The 19,576-nt window shown below is 63.3% G+C and carries 20 protein-coding genes and 1 pseudogene; 7 read left to right on the forward strand and 14 right to left on the reverse strand.

What is annotated here, in order from left to right:
* Positions 1–20: 20 nt before the first annotated feature.
* The 9 genes from NCS67_RS26880 to NCS67_RS26920 form a co-directional block, all read right to left on the reverse strand.
* Positions 21–770: an electron transfer flavoprotein subunit beta/FixA family protein gene (locus tag NCS67_RS26880; protein WP_250437363.1), complete on the reverse strand. Its 750-nt coding sequence runs from the start codon at positions 768–770 to the stop codon at positions 21–23.
* A gap of 25 nt (positions 771–795) precedes the next feature.
* A complete protein-coding gene (locus NCS67_RS26885; protein ID WP_250437364.1) occupies positions 796–1,590 on the reverse strand; it encodes an HpcH/HpaI aldolase/citrate lyase family protein in 795 nt (264 codons plus the stop codon).
* 19 nt (positions 1,591–1,609) lie between these two features.
* Complete coding sequence (locus tag NCS67_RS26890) at positions 1,610–2,359, reverse strand: GntR family transcriptional regulator (protein WP_051078976.1); 750 nt, start codon at positions 2,357–2,359, stop codon at positions 1,610–1,612.
* A 71-nt stretch (positions 2,360–2,430) separates the two neighbouring features.
* Positions 2,431–3,621 carry a CaiB/BaiF CoA transferase family protein gene (locus NCS67_RS26895; RefSeq protein WP_008346888.1) on the reverse strand — a complete coding sequence of 397 codons (1,191 nt, stop codon included), beginning with the start codon at positions 3,619–3,621 and terminating at the stop codon, positions 2,431–2,433.
* Positions 3,618–4,802 carry an acyl-CoA dehydrogenase family protein gene (locus tag NCS67_RS26900; RefSeq protein ID WP_008346890.1) on the reverse strand — a complete coding sequence of 395 codons (1,185 nt, stop codon included), beginning with the start codon at positions 4,800–4,802 and terminating at the stop codon, positions 3,618–3,620. The genes NCS67_RS26895 and NCS67_RS26900 overlap by 4 nt, the downstream gene beginning before the upstream one ends.
* 27 nt (positions 4,803–4,829) lie before the next feature.
* Positions 4,830–6,227, reverse strand: coding sequence for an MmgE/PrpD family protein (locus NCS67_RS26905; RefSeq protein WP_250437365.1), 1,398 nt, complete (start codon positions 6,225–6,227; stop codon positions 4,830–4,832).
* Positions 6,224–7,570: an MFS transporter gene (locus tag NCS67_RS26910; RefSeq protein WP_008346894.1), complete on the reverse strand. Its 1,347-nt coding sequence runs from the start codon at positions 7,568–7,570 to the stop codon at positions 6,224–6,226. Before NCS67_RS26910 ends, NCS67_RS26905 begins: the two co-directional genes overlap by 4 nt.
* A 174-nt stretch (positions 7,571–7,744) precedes the next feature.
* Positions 7,745–8,248, reverse strand: a complete 504-nt coding sequence (locus tag NCS67_RS26915) for a MaoC family dehydratase (protein ID WP_008346896.1) — start codon at positions 8,246–8,248, stop codon at positions 7,745–7,747.
* Positions 8,249–8,347: 99 nt separating this feature from the next.
* Positions 8,348–8,749 carry a hypothetical protein gene (locus tag NCS67_RS26920; protein WP_250437366.1) on the reverse strand — a complete coding sequence of 134 codons (402 nt, stop codon included), beginning with the start codon at positions 8,747–8,749 and terminating at the stop codon, positions 8,348–8,350.
* A gap of 193 nt (positions 8,750–8,942) precedes the next feature.
* Here NCS67_RS26920 and NCS67_RS26925 point away from each other — a divergent pair, with 193 nt between their 5' ends.
* From NCS67_RS26925 to NCS67_RS26935, 3 genes are all read left to right on the forward strand, one after another.
* Positions 8,943–9,980, forward strand: coding sequence for an amino acid ABC transporter substrate-binding protein (locus NCS67_RS26925; protein WP_250437368.1), 1,038 nt, complete (start codon positions 8,943–8,945; stop codon positions 9,978–9,980).
* Positions 9,981–9,998: 18 nt separating this feature from the next.
* Entirely contained in the window at positions 9,999–11,339 is a 1,341-nt protein-coding gene (locus NCS67_RS26930; RefSeq protein WP_250437371.1) for an ArsB/NhaD family transporter, read from the forward strand.
* Positions 11,340–11,555: 216 nt separating this feature from the next.
* A complete protein-coding gene (locus tag NCS67_RS26935; RefSeq protein ID WP_250437373.1) occupies positions 11,556–12,392 on the forward strand; it encodes a bifunctional allantoicase/(S)-ureidoglycine aminohydrolase in 837 nt (278 codons plus the stop codon).
* Positions 12,393–12,395: 3 nt separating this feature from the next.
* On the opposite strand, the gene NCS67_RS26940 is transcribed toward NCS67_RS26935, so the two are convergent.
* Positions 12,396–13,595 (reverse strand): amidohydrolase family protein, encoded by a 1,200-nt coding sequence (locus tag NCS67_RS26940; protein WP_250437376.1) that lies wholly within the window; start codon positions 13,593–13,595, stop codon positions 12,396–12,398.
* 113 nt (positions 13,596–13,708) lie between these two features.
* Between NCS67_RS26940 and NCS67_RS26945 the strand changes: the two genes are divergently transcribed.
* A complete protein-coding gene (locus NCS67_RS26945) occupies positions 13,709–14,590 on the forward strand; it encodes a LysR family transcriptional regulator (RefSeq protein ID WP_250437379.1) in 882 nt (293 codons plus the stop codon).
* 48 nt (positions 14,591–14,638) lie between these two features.
* On the opposite strand, the gene NCS67_RS26950 is transcribed toward NCS67_RS26945, so the two are convergent.
* Positions 14,639–15,568, reverse strand: coding sequence for a LysR family transcriptional regulator (locus tag NCS67_RS26950; protein WP_008346907.1), 930 nt, complete (start codon positions 15,566–15,568; stop codon positions 14,639–14,641).
* A 57-nt stretch (positions 15,569–15,625) separates the two neighbouring features.
* Positions 15,626–16,873 carry an MFS transporter gene (locus tag NCS67_RS26955; protein ID WP_250437381.1) on the reverse strand — a complete coding sequence of 416 codons (1,248 nt, stop codon included), beginning with the start codon at positions 16,871–16,873 and terminating at the stop codon, positions 15,626–15,628.
* A 238-nt stretch (positions 16,874–17,111) separates the two neighbouring features.
* Here NCS67_RS26955 and NCS67_RS26960 point away from each other — a divergent pair, with 238 nt between their 5' ends.
* Positions 17,112–17,408, forward strand: a complete 297-nt coding sequence (locus NCS67_RS26960; RefSeq protein ID WP_175981500.1) for a DUF4148 domain-containing protein — start codon at positions 17,112–17,114, stop codon at positions 17,406–17,408.
* A 50-nt stretch (positions 17,409–17,458) separates the two neighbouring features.
* Positions 17,459–17,857: an FKBP-type peptidyl-prolyl cis-trans isomerase gene (locus tag NCS67_RS26965; RefSeq protein WP_008346914.1), complete on the forward strand. Its 399-nt coding sequence runs from the start codon at positions 17,459–17,461 to the stop codon at positions 17,855–17,857.
* Positions 17,858–17,893: 36 nt separating this feature from the next.
* On the opposite strand, the pseudogene NCS67_RS26970 reads toward NCS67_RS26965, so the two are convergent.
* Both NCS67_RS26970 and NCS67_RS32120 read right to left on the reverse strand, forming a co-directional pair.
* Positions 17,894–18,604: pseudogene (locus NCS67_RS26970) on the reverse strand (GNAT family N-acetyltransferase); the annotation flags it as partial.
* Complete coding sequence (locus tag NCS67_RS32120) at positions 18,601–19,077, reverse strand: hypothetical protein (RefSeq protein ID WP_502801877.1); 477 nt, start codon at positions 19,075–19,077, stop codon at positions 18,601–18,603. The gene NCS67_RS32120 and the pseudogene NCS67_RS26970, both read right to left, overlap by 4 nt.
* On the opposite strand from NCS67_RS32120, the gene NCS67_RS26980 reads away from it, so the two are divergent.
* Positions 19,067–19,513 carry an SRPBCC family protein gene (locus NCS67_RS26980; protein WP_239295253.1) on the forward strand — a complete coding sequence of 149 codons (447 nt, stop codon included), beginning with the start codon at positions 19,067–19,069 and terminating at the stop codon, positions 19,511–19,513. The two genes, NCS67_RS32120 and NCS67_RS26980, sit on opposite strands and share 11 nt — an antisense overlap.
* Positions 19,514–19,576 lie beyond the last annotated feature (63 nt).

Below are 19,576 nucleotides of genomic sequence, written 5' to 3' on the forward strand. Positions count from 1 at the left end.
AATTACGAGAATCGTCATGTTCAGATCACCTTCGCTTCGGTTTTCAGTTTTTCGACCAGCGTCTTCACGTCGGGCACGGTGATGCCCGCGCTGCGCTTCGGCGGCTCGACGACTTTCAGCGTCTTCAGACGCGGCGTAACATCGACGTCAAGATCGGCAGGCGTCATCGTGCTTAAAGGCTTCTTCTTCGCCTTCATGATGTTGGGCAGCGTCACATAGCGCGGCTCGTTCAGGCGCAGGTCTGTCGTGATTACTGCGGGCAGCTTCAACAAAAGCGTCTCGGCGCCGCCATCGACCTCACGCGATACAGTCGCTCTACCATCGGCGATAACGACCTTCGATGCGAACGTCGCTTGCGGCAAACCCGCCAGTGCAGCAAGCATCTGACCGGTCTGATTCGAATCGTCATCGATAGCCTGCTTGCCGAGGATCACGAGTTCAGGCTTCTCCTGATCGACCAATGCCTTCAACAGCTTCGCCACCGCCAGCGGCTGCAATTCCTCTGCGCTTTCGATCAGCACAGCGCGATCCGCACCGATAGCCAACGCCGTCCGCAACGTCTCCTGACATTGCGTAACACCACACGACACAGCGATCACTTCCGTAGCGACGCCCGCTTCCTTCAATCGCACCGCTTCCTCAACAGCGATTTCATCGAACGGGTTCATCGACATCTTCACGTTGGCGATATCGAAACCCGTGTTATCCGATTTCACGCGGACCTTCACGTTGTAATCGACGACGCGCTTCACTGGAACCAATACCTTCATTCGCTTGCTCTCCGTTGAACCGCGTTCACGCGGCTTGAATTCTTCGCGCGCGATCGACGATCGGCTTGTCGACCAGTTTCCCGTCGACCGAGATCGCGCCGCGCGGATTCGCTTCCAGCGCAGCGAGCACGCGTGCCGCCCATTCGCGTTCGGCGGCGCTCGGTGCGAAGCCGTCATTCACGGCGTCCACCTGCTTCGGATGAATGCATAGCTTGCCGCCGAAACCGAAGCGGCGCGCATCGAGCACGTCGGCGTTGATCGCGTCGAGGTCGCCCGTCGCGAGCGTTACGCCATCGATCGGCGGCGGCAGGCCCGCAAACCGCGACTCGATGACAAACTGCGAACGCACATAGTCCAGTTCGCGCCCGGTGCCGTCGATGCCCGCGTCCACGCCGAAATCGAACGAGCCGAACGCGAGCCGCGCAACGCGCCCGCATTGCGCGATCTCGCGCATACGCACCACGCCCGCAACGCTCTCAACCAGCGCGATCAACTCGACGTCATCGGCGCAACGTGCCGCGATATCCGCGAGTTGCGCCGCATCTTCGGCCTTCGGCACCATCACGGCGCGCACGTTCGCCGCGCGACTCATCGCGACGTCTTCTTCGTGCCATGGCGTACCGAAAGCGTTGACGCGAATCACGACGCGCTCATGCGTCTCACGTAACCAATGCGCGATCTGCGCGCGAGCTTGCGCCTTGGCATCGATGGCCACGGCATCTTCCAGATCGATGACCACGCGATGCGCGTGCGTCGCCAATGCCTTGTCGAACCGTTCCGGACGATCGCCCGGAACGAACAAAAAACTGCGTGCAATCATGCGGATTTCCTCGAATGCGTCAGGTGCCGCTCCAGCCGCGCTGGAACGTCTCCGAATAACTGAAGCGGTCGGCGGGATGAATGCTGACCGCCGCTTCGACGATCTCGCCGCGCTTGTTGAAGTAGCGGCGCGACAGCCATAGCGCGGGCGAACGCGCCTTCGCGTTGACGAGACGCGCGATGTTCGCGGGCAGCGCCACCGCGCGAATCTCCTGCTCCACGCGCGCGATCTGCTCGCCGAACTGACGCTCGATCATCGTGAAGATCGGCGTGTGTGGATCATCCTCGATGCCTGTCAGCGAACGAAACGCCGGCTGGATATAGACCTCGGTATGACAGATCGGATCGACGCTCTCCGGCGAACGACGAATGCCTTCGAGACGCAACCACGTTTCGCCGGGCTTCGCCTGCAACATCTTGCAGAGCGACGCATCGCTCACTTCGACGGTCTCTTTCTTCAGAACCTCGAGCGCGGTATCGGCGGAATAGCGATGCAGGTCGCTCAACTGCTGCATGACCTGCCGATAGCTGCCTTCCGAATTCACGGCCTTGACGGTCGTGCCGATGCCGGCCTGCCGCACGACCATGCCGAGCTGCACGAGCTGCTTGACTGCCTCGCGCACGGTCGAGCGGCTCGCGCCGAACTGCTCGCAGAGTTCGAATTCGGTGGGAATGGTGGAGCCCACCGGAAAGCGCCCGCTCTGTATTTCGTTGATGAGCGTCTGCGCCAATTGCAGATAGCGCGGCTGCTGACCGAGCACGTTGACCATCTTTTGCACGCACGATGAAGGATTGACGGAGGGATCCGCCTGTCGCGCGACATCATCCGGTGCGAGCATCGTCATTGCACCGCACCGCTCTCGCGCAACCGGGCGATCCGACCAGCATCGTAACCGAGTTCGGCGAAAAGCCTCGCGTTGTCCTGTCCCAGTTCGGGCGCCGAACGCGCGGGCAAGGTCTCGTTCACGCGAACCGGCGCCGCCACGTTGCGCACCTTGCCGAAGCGCGGATGCTCCGCTTCGGTCACGCCTTGCCGCTCCGCGACGAACGGATTGTCGAGCGCCTGCTTGATGTCGTACACCGGCGCGGCGGGCACGCGTCCGCCCAGACGTGCGAGCCATTCGGCGGTCGTCGCGCGCGAAAGCGCCGCATCGAGTTCCTGTTCGACGAGATCGCGATTCGCGAGCCGCGCCTTGAAATTGCAGAAGCGTTCATCGGTGATCCACGAAGGCTTGTCGAGTATCTCCGCCAGCACGCCCCAGAACTTTTCCTTGTTGCACATCAGGAAGATCCAGCCGTCCTTCGTCTTGTACAGCTGGCTCGGCGTCAGCGACGGATGCGCGGAGCGCCGGTCCCGTCCTGTCACCGTGCCGCCGTTCAGATACCAAGTGCCGACATACGCGAGGTTATGCAGCGCGACATCGAAGAGACTCGTGTCCATGTCGCGGCCGATGCCCGTCGTGCGCGCCTGCACGAGACCCGCGAGCAGCGCCATCGCGGCGGTGGTGCCCGTCATCAGATCGATGATCGACAGACCGAAGCGCGCCGGCGGACTGTCCGGCTCGCCAGTGACCGAGAGATAACCCGCTTCCGCCTGCATCAGATAGTCGTAGCCGGGCCACGATGCGCGGCTGCCGGTGCGTCCATATGCCGACAAATGCGCGCATACGATAGCCGGATTCGCGTCCTTCAACTGATCGTAAGTGAGACCCAGCTTCACGGGCAGATCACCGCGCAGATTGTTGAAGACGGCATCGCTCGACTTGACGAGATCGAGCAGCACGTCGCGCCCTTCGGGCTTCTTCAGATCGAGCGTCAGACTGCACTTGTTGCGATTGAACGCTTCGAAGAAGTGGCTATCGCCTTCGCCGAAAAAATGCGGTCCCACATTGCGGCCCACATCGCCGCCTTCGCGGAAGTTTTCGATCTTGATGACTTCCGCGCCGAGATCGGCGAGATGTTGGGTCGCGAACGGACCCGCGCCGTATTGTTCTATGGCGACGATGCGTACGCCGGAAAGAGGCAGGCTCATGCAGGGTTCCTCGCAATCAGCATCTTGGCGATGATCAGGCGTTGCATCTCGTTGGTGCCTTCGCCGATGGTCAGAAGCGGCGCATCGCGATACAGCCGCTCGACGTTGTATTCCTTCGAATAGCCATACGCGCCATGAATGCGCATTGCTTCCATGCTGTTCTCGACAGCCGCTTCGGTTGCGAAGTACTTCGCCATGCCCGCTTCCATGTCGCAGCGCAGACCTTTGTCGTATGCGCGCGCGGCCGAGTCCGTCAGAAGGCGCGCGGCTTCCACGCGCGTCGCCATTTCGCCGAGCTTGAGCGCAATCGCCTGATGCTCGCAGATCGGCTTGCCGAAGGTCTTGCGCTGCTGCGAATACGCGACCGCTTCATCGAGCGCGGCTTGCGCAACACCGACCCCGCGCGCGGCTACATTGATGCGGCCCAGCTCCAGCCCGCTCAGAATCTGCTTGAGGCCGAGCCCTTCCTGCCCGCCGATCACGCTCGACACCGGCACGCGAAAATCGGTGAACGTAAGCTCGCACGTATCGATGCCCTTATAGCCGAGCTTTTGCAACTGACGGCTCACTTCGAAGCCCGGTCCCTTCTCGACGATCAGAAGGCTCATGCCCTTGTGACGCGGCTGCGCTTCCGGATCGGTCTTCACGAGCAGCGCGAGGATGTTGCCGTACTTGCTGTTCGTGATCCACGTCTTGCTGCCGTTGACGACATAGTGATCGCCGTCGCGCCTCGCGACCGTGCGGATCGCCTGAAGGTCCGTGCCGCAATCCGGTTCGGTCAGGCCGATGCCGCCGCGCAGCTCGCCCGTCGCCATGCGCGGCAGGAACTCGCGCTTCTGCGCTTCGGTGCCGTTGCGCTGGATCGTCATCGCCATGATGAGATGCGAATTGATGATGCCGCTCACCGACATCCATACCGCGGAAATGCGATCGACGATCTTCGCGTACGTCGAAGTCGTGAGACCGAGGCCGCCGTACTCGGGCGAGATCAGGCAGCCGAAGAGTCCCATGTCCTTCATCTTCTCGACGATCTCGTGCGGATACTCGTCCTTCGCATCGAGTTCGTGCACGTAGGGTTTCACTTCCGTCTTGAGGAAGCGGTCGAGCATGTCGAGAATGAGCGTCTCGTTCTCTTCGTAATTGCTCATGTCCTGCTGTTGATCGGCGTCGATGGTGGCCATTGCTTCTCCTGTATTCGTGTGTACGTCTTATGCGAGCGCTTGCGCAAGCGTGCGCGCCGGTCGCGTGTCGAGCGAGAGCACCGCTTCGCAGATGCGCTCGGCGGCATCGCGCGATACGTTGCGCTGCGCGTTGTCGAAGAACTTCGCGACGATGTCCTCATTCGTGAGCGGCCTGTCCGACGAGCCGCGATTGATCGACTCGCGATGCGTCAGCATGCGGCCGTCCCGCGTATGGACGATCACTTCGCCGGTGTAGTGACGCGGAAACGTCGAGTCCTGATCCGCTTCGTGCGTGACGCGGGCCGCGACGGCGCGCACGGTTTCATCGGCGAGCGCTTCGGCTTCGAGATCGTCGAGCGTGAAGCGGCCGCGCAACAACCCCGTCGCGACGATGTACGGAATGCTGAACTGCGCGTCATAGCTATTCGACGGCCTTTGCTTCGGCGCGACCGGCTCGCACACGATGGGAATCGTCGGGCCGGGCACGCGCACGATCACACGCTCGATGTCGTCGGCTTGCAAACCATGTGCGCGATGAAGCGCGATGGCCGCATCCGACGAAGCATGCGTGAAGTGACACGCGGGAATCGGCTTCAACGCAACGCCGTCGATCTCCCATGTCTCGCCGAGGCCCGCCGTTGCGATATCGATATCGCCCGCTTCGAGCGGCGTCTTCATGTAAAGCGCATAGAGGCCGAAGCGTCCTTCATAGGCCGCGCCCGGACCGATATAACCATGCTTCGCGAGCGTCGCCGAAGTCGCGCCCGCTACCGCCGCCCATCCCGGATGCAGACGCTTGGTCCACGCGCCGTCCTGCAGGAACTCGAGATTGCCCGATGCCATCGACAGCACGATGCCTTGCGCATGCTGCGCCGCTTCGACCGGCAGACCCAGAAGACGCGCCGCGCCGAGCGCGCATCCGAATGCGCCGACGAGTCCCGTCGGATGAAAGCCCGCGTTGTGAAAGCCGCTCTTCGCCGCCGAGCCGACGCGCGTCGATACTTCCATCGCGCAGAGATACGCGGTGAGCAGATCCGCGCCGCTCGCGTTCTCGCGCTCGGCGAGATTGAACGCGACCGGAAACGCGCTCGCCGTCGAGTGGATCACGCCGCGTGCATGCGTGTCGTCGAAGTCGAGGCTGTGAATCAGAAGGCCGTTGAGCAGCATCGCATCGCGCAATGCGAGCTTCTGCGTGTGGCCGAACACCGTCGCTTCGCCGCTGCCGAGCTCCTGCATCGCGGCGAGCGTCGAGGTCGCGTACGGCAGTTTCAAGGTCGCATAAGCCAGGCCGATGCTGTCGAGAATCAGATGCTTCGCGCGCTCGCGCACGCTTTGCGGCACGTCGCTCAATTGCAGATGCGTCGAAAACGATGCAAGGCGTTGCGATACGGTTTGCGCCTGCTGCATGTCGTTGCGTGCGTTCATCGCGTGGCTCCCTGATGGTTGAGCGGCAGATCGTCTGCGTTGGCTTCTTCATCGGGCGAGACTTCTTCCAGCGAGAACTGGTTCGCGTCCACGCCGAGGCTCAGCACGGCGATCACGAGCAGGATCAGAACGCCCGCGACCATGCCGAGCACGCCGAACAGCCCGAGTTGCGCATACAGGATCACGGCGGCATACGACGTGAGCATCGACGCGATACGTCCGCACACGCCCGCCACGCCGGTGCCGCGCAGGCGCAGCGCGGTCGGGAAGAGCTCGGGCACGTAGCCGAAGAGACCCAGCGTGACGATGCCGAAGATGCAACTGACGAGCGTGAAGCCGACGATGGCGATCGCCGCGTTGGCCGTCATCTGCGGATAGACGAAGCCCAGCACGATCGCGATGACGCTATAGAACACGAGACCTTTCGCGCGTCCGAGGCGGTCGGCGGTGAGGTAGCCGAGCACTGCGCCGAACGGTGCGCCGAACGACATCAGCGTCGTGAAGCCGAGCGACGTGACAATATCGCGCCCTTCGTGGACGAAGAACGTCGGCAGCCACGCGACGAAGCCGTACACCGCGACGTTCACCGCGATCGCCGTCAATGCGGCCGTCAGCGTGCGTCCGATCATGCCGCGGCGAAACAGCGCCGACAGCGGCGCGCGCGGCACTTCGAGATTCTGCGTGCGCGCACAGTCGGGCAGCGGTCCCTTCTGATGCGCGACTTCGGCTTCGATCGCGCTCACGGTGTCCTCGGCTTCCTGCGTGCGTCCGACCGATTCGAGCCAGCGCGGCGATTCCGGCATGCGATGACGCAGCGCCCATACGATCACCGCGCCGATGCCCGCGATGCCGAACATCCAGCGCCAGCCGAGATGCGGAATCACCACGTAACCGACACTCGTCGCGAGCACGAGACCCGAATTGACGATGAGACCGAGCAGCGAAATCCAGCGTCCGCGATACGCGGGCGGAATGAACTCGCACAACGTGCCCGCCGCGACGACCAGCTCCGCGCCCAGCCCGATGCCCATGACGAAGCGCGCGCCGATCAGCCACTGGATATTCGGTGCGAACGCGGCGACGAAGGACATCAAACCGAAGAGCGCGAGATTGAACTGATACGACGAGCGGCGTCCGAAGCGATCGCCGAGATAGCCGGACAAGCCCGCGCCGATCACCATGCCGAAAAAGCCCGACGACACGAACAATGCGTTGAGCTGCATCGTCGAGAAACCCGCCTTGAGCATCGCGGCGGATACGCCGCCCGCGAGATAGACGTCGAACGCGTCGAGGCACGCGCCCGCGCTGATGAGGCCCAGAATCTTCCAGTGAAAACGCGACATCGGCAGCCGGTCCAGCCGGGCGCCCGAGCTAACGTAATGACTCACAGTTGTCTCCAGTACTGTGACGATGAACCGTCTCGCCGCCGTGCGCCGATGCATCGATGCAATCGAACGGTCTTGTATGCGAAACGGAAACGGGACGCCGGCGCGCGACAACGCCGGCGATATGTGCGGTCAGTCTTCGGCGGTGCCGTGGCCGCGCTTGGCGATCAGCGCGGTACGGATGAAATCCATGACGGGCTTGCCGTCCTGATTGAACGCGCGCGTGTGCACCGTGACGATGCCCTGCGTCGGGCGCGATTTCGATTCGCGCACTTCGAGCACTTCCGACTCCGCATAGAGCGTATCGCCCGCAAAAACAGGGCCCGTCAGGCGAATTTCCTTCCAGCCGAGATTGGCGATGGCCTTGCCGCTCACGTCGTTCACCGACATGCCGAGCACGATCGCGACCGTGAGGCCGCTGCTCACGAGAAGCTTGCCGAACTCGCTCTTCGAGGCGTGATGCGCGTCGCAGTGCATCGGATGAAAGTTCATCGTCAGCAGCGAGAACTGAATGTTGTCCGCGTCTGTGATCGTGCGGCCCGGGCGATGCTCGTATATATCGCCGACTGTGAAATCCTCCAGATAACGGCCGTAACTCGCCCGATATCGCTGCTTGCCTACTCTGTCCGAATGCATTGCGTCATGCCTCCTGTCTTAAACATCACTTTGTACGGACAAAGTATCAGGCGCAGCGCAGCCGGCGTCAAGCAGGAATGGATTGCGGTAAACCCTCGCTTACTTAGCGGGGCTGGCGGGCGGCGGCGGCGGGCACTGCATGTCCGCGCCTTTCGCGCCATCGAGATTCTTCAGCGACACGAGCAGCCTGCTTCCCGTGTTCGCCGTGATGATGTGCCCGTAACTGACGGTCGGGATGAACTTGATATCGGGCGCGACGGCGACGGGCGGAGTCTGCGCGCCATCGACGGTCAGATCGAGTTCGACGGTGATCGAATCGATCGCCACGCCGTAGTTCTGCTTGCGCTCGGCCTGCGTCTTCCGGAAGTTGCACACGCCATCGAGGACGTTCTGAAGCGCCGTGGGTATGTCCACCGATTTGCCCGGCGGAATCGGCGGCGTGTTGCACGCGGCGAGAAGCATCGGCAACGCAAGAACCGGCAGCGAGACGAAGGCGCGCATCGAATTCTCCCAGCCCCTGGCGGGGCAACAGTATCCGGTAAATGACCGCTTGAACTGAATCCGTTTTCGTCTACAACCTTATTGTCACGTGTCTCTTCGAACGGGTAGAAACAAGCAATATCACACGCTCGCCTTTCGAGCATGAACTGCGTGGCAATACGCCGTGAACGGAAGTCTTCAACAAGAGAAGACGATGGCAAACGCATCGGGGAGATTCATCGCGATCGTCGGCGCCGTGCTGCTCGCGCTGCTGACATCGGGCGCGCCCGTCCTCGCGGCGGGATCGGACACGCTCGCGCAAGTCAAGGCGCGCGGCGTTCTGCGATGCGGCGTCAGCGACGGCATCGCGGGCTTTTCACAGCAGGATGCGTCCGGGCACTGGTCGGGCATCGACGCGGACTTCTGCCGCGCGGTGGCCGCCGCGACGCTCGGCGACGCGAACAAGGTCGCCTTCGTTCCACTCAGGACGTCCGCGCGTTTTCCGGCGCTCAGGACGGGCCGCGTCGATCTGCTCGCGCGCAACACGACCTGGACGCTGCTGCGCGAAGGCACGCTCGCCGTGCAGTTCGCGGGCGTGCTGTTCTATGACGCTCAGGCGTTCATGGTGCCGGCGAAGAGCGGCATTCGCACGCTCGCGTCGCTCAGGGGCGCCACGGTCTGCGTGCAACGCGAGACCACGAGCGAAAGCAATCTCGCCGGCTATTCGAATGCGAACACGCTCGACCTGAAGCCGCTCGTGCTCGGCTCGGTGACGGAACTGGAGCACGCGTTCGTCTCCGGCCGATGCGGCGCCGTGACCGCCGATACCTCCCTGCTCGCCACGCTGCGCAGCCGCGCGCCGGGCGGCCCGTCGTCCATGACGATCCTGACCGAGCGAATCTCGAAGCAGCCGCACGCGCCCGCCGTGCGCGGCGACGATGACCGCTGGCTCGTCATCGTCCGCTGGGTGCTCTTCACGCTCATCACCGCCGAAGAAGTCGGCGTGACGCGGAGCAACGAAGCGGAGCGCGTCCGCGATCCGATCGTGGCCCGCGCGCTCGTGCCGGATGCGAGCGTCACCGCGACGCTCGGCATCGACCCCGGCTGGACGATTCGTGCGCTGAAAAGCGCCGGCAATTACGGAGAAATGTTCGACCGCAATCTCGGCACCGGAAGTCCGCTCAAACTCGAACGCGGACTGAACGAACTCTACCGACGCGGCGGCCTGATGTACGCGCCGCCGATGCAATAGCGCCCGCGCGAGCCCATCATGAGCGATTGGCAAATCTATCTCGTAGTCGGCGTGTTCTCGGCGGTGATCCTCGTGATCGCCTTCGATCTGATCGACATGGCCGTCGCCGCGCTCGTCGGTGCAAGCGTGCTGATCGCGCTCGGCATCATCGACGAGCAGGATCTGATCGCGACCGCGCGCACCGCGGCAGGACCGATCAGCCTGCTGTTCGGCGGCATGATCGTCGCGCGGATTCTTTCGACGACGGGTCTCTTCGATCTCGTCGGCGAATACTATCTGCGCGCGACTGCGGGCGGCGGCAAACGCTTCCTGCTTCTCTTGATCGTGATCGTCGCGCCGCTATGCGCCTTGCTTCCCAACGCGACGACGGTGATCCTGCTCGCGCCGATCATCGTTCGCGTCGCGCGCGCGCTCGAACTCGATATCGTGCCGCCGCTGATCCTCACCGCCCTGCTCAGCAACGCCGCCGGCCTGCTGACGCTCGTCGGCGATCCGGCGACGTTTCTCGTCGGCAGTTCGATCGGCATGAGCTTCGGCGAGTATCTGCGGCGCGCGAGCCTCGGTGGTCTGCTCGCGATCGTCGTCGTGATTCCGCTCTTGCCGATCCTCATGCGCGGCATCTGGCGCAGCGTCACGCCGCTACCGCCGCGCAGCCCGGGAACGAAGCTCAAGCGGCCCGTGTACGCGGCGCTCGCCGTCGTCGTGCTCGCGCTGATGATGGTCCTCTTCGTGCTCGGCGAAGAGTTGCCGACGCGCATTGTGCCACCCGTCGTCGCCGTGATCGCGAGTGCGCTCGCGCTGCTCGTCGCGTATGCGTTCAGGGTCGAGCCGACCGATCGCGTGCTGCGCGACGTCGACTGGAAGACGCTGCTGTTCCTCACCTGCATTTTCTGTCTCGTGCAGGGCATGGCCAAGACGGGACTGCTGCAAGTCATGTCGCTCAAGCTGTATGAAGTGTTCGGCACGCGACTCGCGCTCGTCGCGCTCGCCATGATCGGCGGCATCGGCCTGCTCTCTTCCGTGCTCGCGAACGTGCCGGTCGCGGCTGCGTCGATCGTGATGGTCAAGGGCTATCTCGTCACGGCGGAATTCGTGCCGGAGGCCGCGCTCTCCGACCAGTTCACGCAGTGGCCCGACGCGGTGATTCCGGTCTTCATCGGCATGATGTACGGCGCGACGCTCGGCGGCAACGCGACGCTCGTCGGCTCGGCGGCGAACATCGTGGCAGCGGGAATCTGCGCGCAGGAAGGCGCGCCGGTCAGCTTCGGGCGCTTTCTGCGCTATGGATTGCCGTTCACCTTATGTCAGCTTGCGATCACGGCGGTGTATGTGATCGTGCTCGGGCATGTTCTTCGCTGATCTTCGTAAGCGTCTGCATAAAGAATCGTTCGCTGCCCCATTCAGGAAATGGATACGCTGCATTCGAACATTTAATTTGTCGATAGCGCGCATCTCCGATATTTTGTATGTGTTCTGCCGGGTAAATTCGTCGCGCCTGTCATTCGCGTCCGGGAAAGCCGGACGACCAAGGCGTCGAAATCACGACGACGGCGTGAACCTAACGGAGACTTTCGTATGTCAAGCAACACGTACTACGCGCCGCACGGCGGTCATCCATCGCAGACCGAGCTGCTCACCGATCGCGCGATGTTCACTGAAGCGTATGCCGTCATTCCCAAAGGCGTGATGCGCGATATCGTCACGAGTCATCTGCCGTTCTGGGACAAGACGCGTCTCTGGGTGCTCGCGCGTCCGCTTACCGGATTCGCCGAGACGTTCTCGCAATACATCATGGAAGTGGCGCCGGGCGGCGGCAGCGAAAAGCCCGAACAGGACCCGAATGCCGAAGGCGTGCTGTTCGTCGTCGAAGGCGAGATCGAACTGACTTTGCAAGGCACCTTGCATGTTCTGCAGACAGGCGGGTATGCGTTCATTCCGCCCGGCACGAACTGGCAGTTGCGCAATCGTCATAAGGATGCGGCGCGTTTTCACTGGGTTCGCAAGCACTATGAAGCCGTCGATGGCGTGCCGCTTCCCGAAGCGTTCGTCACGAACGAGCAGGACATCGAGCCGATTCCGATGCCGGGCACCGAAGGCCGCTGGGTGACGACGCGTTTCGTCGATACCAGCGACATGCGTCACGACATGCACGTCAACATCGTTACGTTCCAGCCGGGCGGCGTGATTCCGTTCGCAGAAACGCACGTGATGGAGCACGGCCTGTATGTGCTCGAAGGCAAGGCGGTGTATCGGCTGAATCAGGACTGGGTCGAAGTCGAAGCCGGCGACTTCATGTGGCTGCGCGCATTCTGTCCGCAAGCCTGTTATGCGGGCGGACCGAGCCGCTTCCGCTATCTGCTGTACAAGGACGTGAACCGCCATATGAAGCTGACGCTCAACGCACCGCGTTGAGCGTCATGCGCGAGGCGGCGTCAGCACGCCGTCGCGCGCGACGATACGTCCGTTCGCAACGACGAGCTTGCGCACGGGCCGCGTCACGACCGCATGGGCGACGGTCTCGGCATCGACGAGCACGAGATCCGCGCGCGCGCCCACGCGCAGGCCGTAGTCCGCGAAACCGCAGCCGCGCGCTGCCGCATCGCTCACGCAATCGAACGCGATCGTGAGATCGTCGTCGCGCCGCAAGTCGTAGCGCATGCCGATCAGCATCGCGCGTTCGAGCATGTCGGGCACGCCGTACGGCGTCCATGTATCGCGGATGCCGTCGTTGCCGCCGAACATCGTGATGCCCTTCTCGCGGCATAGCTTGAGCGGCGGCACCGTGCACGAAGGCGGCGCGCTCGTCAGCAGCGCCACGCGCAAATCAGCGATGCGATCGAGCAGCACATCGCGCTCGCGCTCCGGCAGCGAGCCAAGACAAAAGCCGTGACTGACGACGACCTGTCCCTGCATGCCCGACGCTTGCACGCGATCCAGCAGCAGTTTCAGCGTGAACGCGCCGATCTCGCCCGGTTCGTGCAGATGGATGTCGATCGGCTTGCGATAGCGTTGCGCGAGCGCCAAGGTCGCGTTCAACGATGCGACCGGATCGCCGTCGATCAACGCGGGATCGAGCGCGCCGAGCACATCGGCGCCTTCTGCGAGCGCTTCGCCGAGCAGCTCGACGGTGCCCGGACGAATCAGCATGCCCGACTGCGGAAACGCGACGATCTGCATGTCGAGCGTATCGCGCATCGTCTGCCGTGTTGCGAGTACGCCTTCGAGATGGCGCAGGCGTGCGTCGGTGTCGATATCGACGTGCGTGCGCAGACGCGTCGTGCCCGCAGCCACGAATGCACGCGACAGCGCGAGCGATTGCGCGGCCGCATCGTGTCCCGATGTCCTGCGCCATTCGCGTTCGTTGCCGATGCGATCGGTGAGCAGCGGGCCGACTTCGTTGCGATACCACGGACGCCCCCAGTTGCTCTTATCGACATGCGTATGACCTTCGACGAAGCCCGGCAGCAGCAACGCGCCGCCGCCGTCTTCGATCTGCGCATCGCGTGGGGCGGCGGCATCTGCGCCGAGCGCGTCGATACGGCCATCGACGATGGATACGGAAACCCGTTGGCCATCGGCCAGGCGGACATTGCAGAGATAGAGAGAACGAGTCATGTCGGCGATATCGGTAAGCGGACGCACTGCCCTACCGGAACACTATCACGCGATTGCCAGCGCCCTTCGCGCGTGATAGAAGTCGATGTCCCATTCGAAGATCCATCGGGTCGATGAAACACCTTCCCAACGCACGCACGCCGCTGTTCGACCTCGACTTGCTGAAGGCCATCGTCATGGTGGCCGATTGCGGCACCTTCACCGCCGCATCCGCGCGGCTTCATTCGACGCAATCGACGATCAGCCAGAAGGTGCGCCGGCTCGAGGACATGGCGGGGCACAAGCTGCTCGAACGCGGCAGCGGCGATGTTCGCCCGACCGACGCCGGTGAAACCCTGCTCGCCTACGCGCGCCGCATGCTCGCGCTCAACGACGAAATGATCGAGGCGCTATCGGGCGCGAACGTCGGCGTGACGGTCCGGCTCGGCGTGCCGGAAGACTTCGTCGGCGGACCGACGACGCACATGCTCGCGGCCTTCAATCGCAAGCATCCGCAAGTGAAGCTCGAAGTGACGAGCGGACTGGTCCGCGATCTGAGCAACAGCTACGATCGCGGCGATCTCGATCTCGTCCTCGTGAAGCAGCGGCGCAATAGCCGCGAAGCCGTCGCGACATGGCCCGAGCAATTGCGATGGATCGACAGCGCGACGAATCCGTCGATTCAACTCGATCCGATTCCGCTCGTCGCGTTTCCGCCGCGCGGGCTGTATCGCGACGACATGACCCATGCGATCGAAAGCACCGGCCGACGCTGGCGGCTCGCGTTCATCTGTTCGAGTCTGAGCGGCATCCAGGCGGCCGTCGCCGATGGTCTGGGCATCAGCCTGCTTCCGGCGCGCGCCGTATCGCCGGATCACGTCGTGCTGACAGCGAAGAGCGGCTTGCCCGCCATCGAGACGATGGATATCGCGCTGCTGCATCGCCCGACTGCCGATGCCGTTGTGAAGGAACTCGCGCGGGCCTTGTCGCGCATGTTCGGGCCGCAGCGTCGTTGAGCGCGCGTTGTTCAAGGGGCGGGCGCGAAAGGACAGTTAGTTGCATGGCTAACTAACCCATCCTCGTTCGATGAGCGGCACGTCCCACGCCGGCTCCGGACCCAGCCGCTCGGCGAGAAATTCGACCAGCGCTTTCACCTTGAGCCCTTGCCGCTGCGTCGCGGGATAGACGGCTGCGAAGTTCATCGGAGAGAGCGCGTAGTCCGGCAGAATCGGCACGAGCGAGCCATTGAGCAGCGACGCGCTCGCGACGAGCGTCGGCAGGCACACCACGCCGCCGCCCGTCAGCGCGTAGTCGTGCAGCAAGTGCACCGAATTCGAACGCACGATGCCCGGCAGTTCTATTTCGACGACCTCGCTGCCGCGCGTCATCGTCCAGCGATTGCGCGACGGATAGCCCGAGTAAAGCGCCGTCCTGTGATCGAGCAGTTCGCGCGGATGCCGCGGCGCGCCATGTTCGTTCACGTAGGAAGGCGCGGCGCAAAAGAGCCGCCGGACGGTGAAGAGACGCCGCTCGATCAGCGATTCGGAGATCGCCGGAAAGATCTGGAACGCGACGTCGAAGCCCTCTTCGATCGGATCGACGACACGGTCGTTGACGATCACGTCGAGCTGGATGCCGGGATACCGTCGATTGAATTCGGCCAGCGATGCGCCGAAGTGACCCAGCGCGAAGCCCGGCAACATCTGAATGCGCAGCCGCCCGGTCGGTGTCGCGCGCAACTCGCGCATCTGGTCGGTCAATTCGTTGACGCGCCCCACCACTTCCGCGCAGTCCCGATAGAACGCCTCGCCGACATCGGATAGCCTGACGTGCCGCGTGCTGCGATGAAACAGCGGCACATTGAGGAATTTCTCCAACTGCTGAATGCGCGTGGTGACGACCGAACTGGCGACGCCGAGCTGCCGCGCCGCTTCCGCGAAGCTGCTGGTCTCCGCCACGCGCACGAAGGCCTCTATGCTGAGAAAACGATCCATGCTGGTCCCTTTCGAGCGTGTCCAGCATGTCAGTGTATCCGCAGCGCGCGTATGCGCTTACTCGGGCTGCTCGCCTCCGACGAGCCCCACGCCGCGCGCTTTTCCGCGCACGCGGGCGGGCGCGGTCTCTTCGAGCAGCAGGCTCACGCCGATGCCCAGAATCACCGCGCAAATCGGGAGCCAGAGAATATTCTGGATCCCGAATCGTGTAGCGACGAAACCCGCGATCGCGGGCGCCACGCCGCCGCCGAAGATCTCGCCCGCGCCGACGACGATGCCGATCGCCGTCGACACCATGCCGATCGGCGCCGCTTCCGTCGCGACCGGCCCGGACAGCAGCGAAACGAGGCCGAGCGTGAAGAACGACGCCACGAACAGCACGATGAACAGAACGAGCGGCTGCGCCCCGACGCCGCGAAACACGTACAGCATGACGGCCGTGCCCGCGAAACCGGCGATGCTCGCAAGCCGCCGTCCGACGAGATCGGAGAGTCCCGGCAACGCGAACTGGCCGACGAATCCGCCAAAGCCAATCGCCGATACGACGATGCCCATGCGCTGCGTGTCGAGCGCGAGATAGTCGGTGAGGTAAAGCGGCAGCATCGCGCCGAGCACGAAGACGCCCGTCATCGCGCAGAAGAGCGCGACCATCGCGACGGGAATGTTGCGGCTCTTCAGCACGTCGCGCCAGTTGCCCTTCGCGGCCTGCTGTTGCGCAGGCGCCGACGCCGGTTCGCGAATCACGAAGAACATCAGCACGCCGAGTATCAAGCCGGGAATGGACACGAGCGCGAACACCCAGCGCCACGGCACGACGTTGAGCAGTTGCGTCGCGATGATCGGCGAAAGCGCAAGCCCGAAGAGTGCGAATCCGCTTTGCTGCAGCCCGAGATTGAAGCCGCGCCGCTTCGGATGCGAGGCGTCGGCGGTCGCGGCGAAACTCGTCGGACAGAACGAGCCTTCGGCGACGCCCATCAGCGAGCGCACGGCGAGCAGGCTGGCGAGGCCGCCCGCGACGCCCGAAAATCCGGATAGCAGCGAAAACGCGATGATCGCGGGAATCAGCACTTTGCGACGTCCGATCTTGTCGGAGATGCCGCCCATCAGCGCGGCGAACACGCCCCACGACAGCCCCAGTATGCCGATGCAGTTGCCGACATCCTGCGCGGTGAGATGCAGGTCCTTCATCATTGCCGGAAAGAGCGGCGCGATCAGCCATCGATCGAGGCCGACAAGGCCGAATCCGAGCGCAAGCAGCGTCACGGCTTTCCATTCGTAGGACGTATCCCACCGGTTCGAGGTCATCTTTGTCTCCTGAGTCAGAATCGCGCGCCGCGTGGTTGAAATGCGGCATCGTCGACGCAACAGAGGGTGACTCAGACGCGCTTCGAAAAGAACGGGCGAACCGCCGAATGCGTCATTCGCGATTCGCAAACAATGGCGCGACTGCAGCGCTCGCCGAGCTGCGCGAAGCAGTTCGAGCGGATTTCCGCTCAACTAGGGATACTTCCGATAGACGCCCCGAACCGGAGGAAAACGCAACATGAAAACACTATCGATGATCCCGGCGCTCGCCATTGCGCTCGCCGGTTGTGCCGCAGGCGGCTCGCAGCCAGGCGCGCCGAATCTGAGCGCTGCGCAATGCCGCGATCTCACCGCGCTCAGAAACCACGCGCCGCTGACGCGCGAGCGCAATCTGAGCGAACTGGCCGCGCTCGAACGAGCGGGCTACGATCCGTCGAAATTTTTCGACCCGTACTATCCCGACGATCTGCATGCGGCGCAACGTCAGGTCGATATCTGGTACCGGACGGAATGCCCGGAGGCGCGGACGAATTGAGGCCAAAGGGCTGTCGATATAATGGCCCTTCCGTTCAACGAGGTTATCGCATGAAATCAGTCATCGCTCTGCTCGCCGCATCCGCCATCGCAACCACCGCGTTCGCCGCCAACACCACCGAGAAGCTGCCGTCGGGTGTCGTCGTCGAGCACCTCAAGCAAGGCACCGGCGCGCAACCCACCGCCGACGACACCGTGAGCGTCAACTATCGCGGCACGCTCGCCGACGGCACCGAATTCGACAGCTCGAGCAAGCACGGCGGCCCCGCGACCTTCCCGCTCAACCGCGTGATTCCGTGCTGGACGCAAGGCGTGCAGAAGATCAAGGTCGGCGGCAAGGCGAAGCTGACCTGCCCGGCCGCAACCGCCTACGGCAGCCGCGGCGTCGGCACGATTCCGCCGAACAGCGACCTGACGTTCGAAGTCGAACTGCTCGAGATCAAGAAGTAATCGAAGCACGCGCAATCGCGGGCGATGCGCTTTCTAAGCGGCCTCGTCCCGCAATTGCGCGAGCGATGCACGCTGCCTGCCGTTCGCGTCGAAGTTATCGTCGGCGAGCCAGCGTTCGAAGCCGCGCCGGATGCGCGGCCAATCCTTATCGATGATCGCGTACCACGCCGTATCGCGATTGCGTCCCTTGTAGACGATCGCCTGCCTGAAGATGCCTTCGAACTCGAAGCCGAGCCGAAGCGCCGTCTTGCGCGAAGGCGCGTTCAGGCTGTCGCACTTCCATTCGTAGCGCCTGTAGCCCAAATCGTCGAAAACATGGCGCATCAGCAGATATTGCGCTTCCGTCGATATGCGCGTCTGCTTGAGCAGGGGCGAGAACGTGACGCTGCCCATTTCGATGACGCCATGCACAGGCTCGATCCGCATCAGCGCGAGCGTGCCGACCGCCTTGCCGCTCGCCGAATCGATGACCGTGTAATGCAGCGGATCGGCGGACGCGGCGGCTTTCGCCAGATAGTCGCGAAAGGTTTCGAAATCCGCGAACGGCCCGACGAAAAGATAAGTCCAGTCGCTGCCGTCCGGCGCGCGGCCGTAGGCATCGAAGAGATCGGCCGCGTGGCGATCCAAGTCGAGCGGCTCGATGCGGCAATGCCTGCCGTCGATGCCGATGCGCGCCGGGCGCTCACGCGTTTTCCAGTCCGTTACCGCTTCGCCGATCGGCTGCTGATATTCGTTGGTTCTCGTCATGCGTGAAGCGCTCCGTTGCGTGAAAGGGCAACTCGCAGTCTAAAAGCTCGGCCATCGAAAATCGAGCGATTCTGAAATTTCGGAATGCGGCGCGTGCCGCGAACCTCGCCTTCGGAAAACTTCGCGCATCTGTTCGATCCGCTCGTCACGACCAAGCCGCGCGGACACGGACCGGCCTCGGGCTCGCGATCACGTCGCCCATCGTCGACGGATTCGGCGCGCGGATCGCGGCTGTCAATCGCGAAGAAGGTGGCGCACAATTCACCATCGCATTCGTGGCGGCGAACGGCCGGAGCATCGACAGTGCATGAAAGCATGAACGTTTCGACGCGCTGGACACGGTCATCGAGGAACTCAAACGCAAGGAGAAACGTGATGGTCGCAAGCAGAGAAAATGAGCCCGCCCGCACGAACAACCGCACGAGCAACCGCACGGCATCGGAGCGCAAGTCCGAGCGCGAGATGGTCATCACGCGAATCTTCGACGCGCCGCCGCGGCTCGTGTTCGAAGCGTGGACCACGCCCGAGCTTTTCCGGCAATGGTGGGTGCCGAAGTCGAGCGGTGCGACCCTGCTCTCGTGCGAACAGGACGTGCGTGTCGGCGGGCGCTATCGGCTGGCGTTCGCTCATCCCGAGGCATCGGCGCCCATGGCGTTCTTCGGCAGATACCTCGACGTGGTTCCGGATGCGCGCCTCGTCTGGACCAACGAGGAAAGCGACGATGGCGCCGTCACGACCGTGACCCTCGAAGAGAAAGATGGCAAGACGCTGCTCGTGATGCACGAGCTGTATCCGTCGAAGGAAGCGCTCGACGTCGCCATCGAGGGAATGGACGAAGCAATGCCCGAAACGTTCGAGCAACTGGACGAATTCCTGATTCAGCGCGGCGCGTTCCCCGGTAGGTCTTGATGAACGCAAATATGGCCCGATCAGCGCAAGCCGATCGGGCCATTTGTCATTTCGCGTGAAGTA

The sequence above is a fragment of the Caballeronia sp. ATUFL_F2_KS9A genome, from assembly GCF_023630765.1.
Classification (GTDB): Bacteria; Pseudomonadota; Gammaproteobacteria; order Burkholderiales; family Burkholderiaceae; genus Caballeronia; species Caballeronia zhejiangensis.

Coding starts and splice junctions, on each gene's coding strand:
- NCS67_RS26880 (WP_250437363.1), bottom strand. CDS start 770: ATGAAGGTATTGGTTCCAGTGAAGCGCGTCGTCGATTACAACGTGAAG.
- NCS67_RS26885 (WP_250437364.1), bottom strand. CDS start 1,590: ATGATTGCACGCAGTTTTTTGTTCGTTCCGGGCGATCGTCCGGAACGG.
- NCS67_RS26890 (WP_051078976.1), bottom strand. CDS start 2,359: ATGGTCAACGTGCTCGGTCAGCAGCCGCGCTATCTGCAATTGGCGCAG.
- NCS67_RS26895 (WP_008346888.1), bottom strand. CDS start 3,621: ATGAGCCTGCCTCTTTCCGGCGTACGCATCGTCGCCATAGAACAATAC.
- NCS67_RS26900 (WP_008346890.1), bottom strand. CDS start 4,802: ATGGCCACCATCGACGCCGATCAACAGCAGGACATGAGCAATTACGAA.
- NCS67_RS26905 (WP_250437365.1), bottom strand. CDS start 6,227: ATGAACGCACGCAACGACATGCAGCAGGCGCAAACCGTATCGCAACGC.
- NCS67_RS26910 (WP_008346894.1), bottom strand. CDS start 7,570: ATGTCGCGTTTTCACTGGAAGATTCTGGGCCTCATCAGCGCGGGCGCG.
- NCS67_RS26915 (WP_008346896.1), bottom strand. CDS start 8,248: ATGCATTCGGACAGAGTAGGCAAGCAGCGATATCGGGCGAGTTACGGC.
- NCS67_RS26920 (WP_250437366.1), bottom strand. CDS start 8,749: ATGCGCGCCTTCGTCTCGCTGCCGGTTCTTGCGTTGCCGATGCTTCTC.
- NCS67_RS26925 (WP_250437368.1), top strand. CDS start 8,943: ATGGCAAACGCATCGGGGAGATTCATCGCGATCGTCGGCGCCGTGCTG.
- NCS67_RS26930 (WP_250437371.1), top strand. CDS start 9,999: ATGAGCGATTGGCAAATCTATCTCGTAGTCGGCGTGTTCTCGGCGGTG.
- NCS67_RS26935 (WP_250437373.1), top strand. CDS start 11,556: ATGTCAAGCAACACGTACTACGCGCCGCACGGCGGTCATCCATCGCAG.
- NCS67_RS26940 (WP_250437376.1), bottom strand. CDS start 13,595: ATGACTCGTTCTCTCTATCTCTGCAATGTCCGCCTGGCCGATGGCCAA.
- NCS67_RS26945 (WP_250437379.1), top strand. CDS start 13,709: ATGAAACACCTTCCCAACGCACGCACGCCGCTGTTCGACCTCGACTTG.
- NCS67_RS26950 (WP_008346907.1), bottom strand. CDS start 15,568: ATGGATCGTTTTCTCAGCATAGAGGCCTTCGTGCGCGTGGCGGAGACC.
- NCS67_RS26955 (WP_250437381.1), bottom strand. CDS start 16,873: ATGACCTCGAACCGGTGGGATACGTCCTACGAATGGAAAGCCGTGACG.
- NCS67_RS26960 (WP_175981500.1), top strand. CDS start 17,112: ATGAAAACACTATCGATGATCCCGGCGCTCGCCATTGCGCTCGCCGGT.
- NCS67_RS26965 (WP_008346914.1), top strand. CDS start 17,459: ATGAAATCAGTCATCGCTCTGCTCGCCGCATCCGCCATCGCAACCACC.
- NCS67_RS26980 (WP_239295253.1), top strand. CDS start 19,067: ATGGTCATCACGCGAATCTTCGACGCGCCGCCGCGGCTCGTGTTCGAA.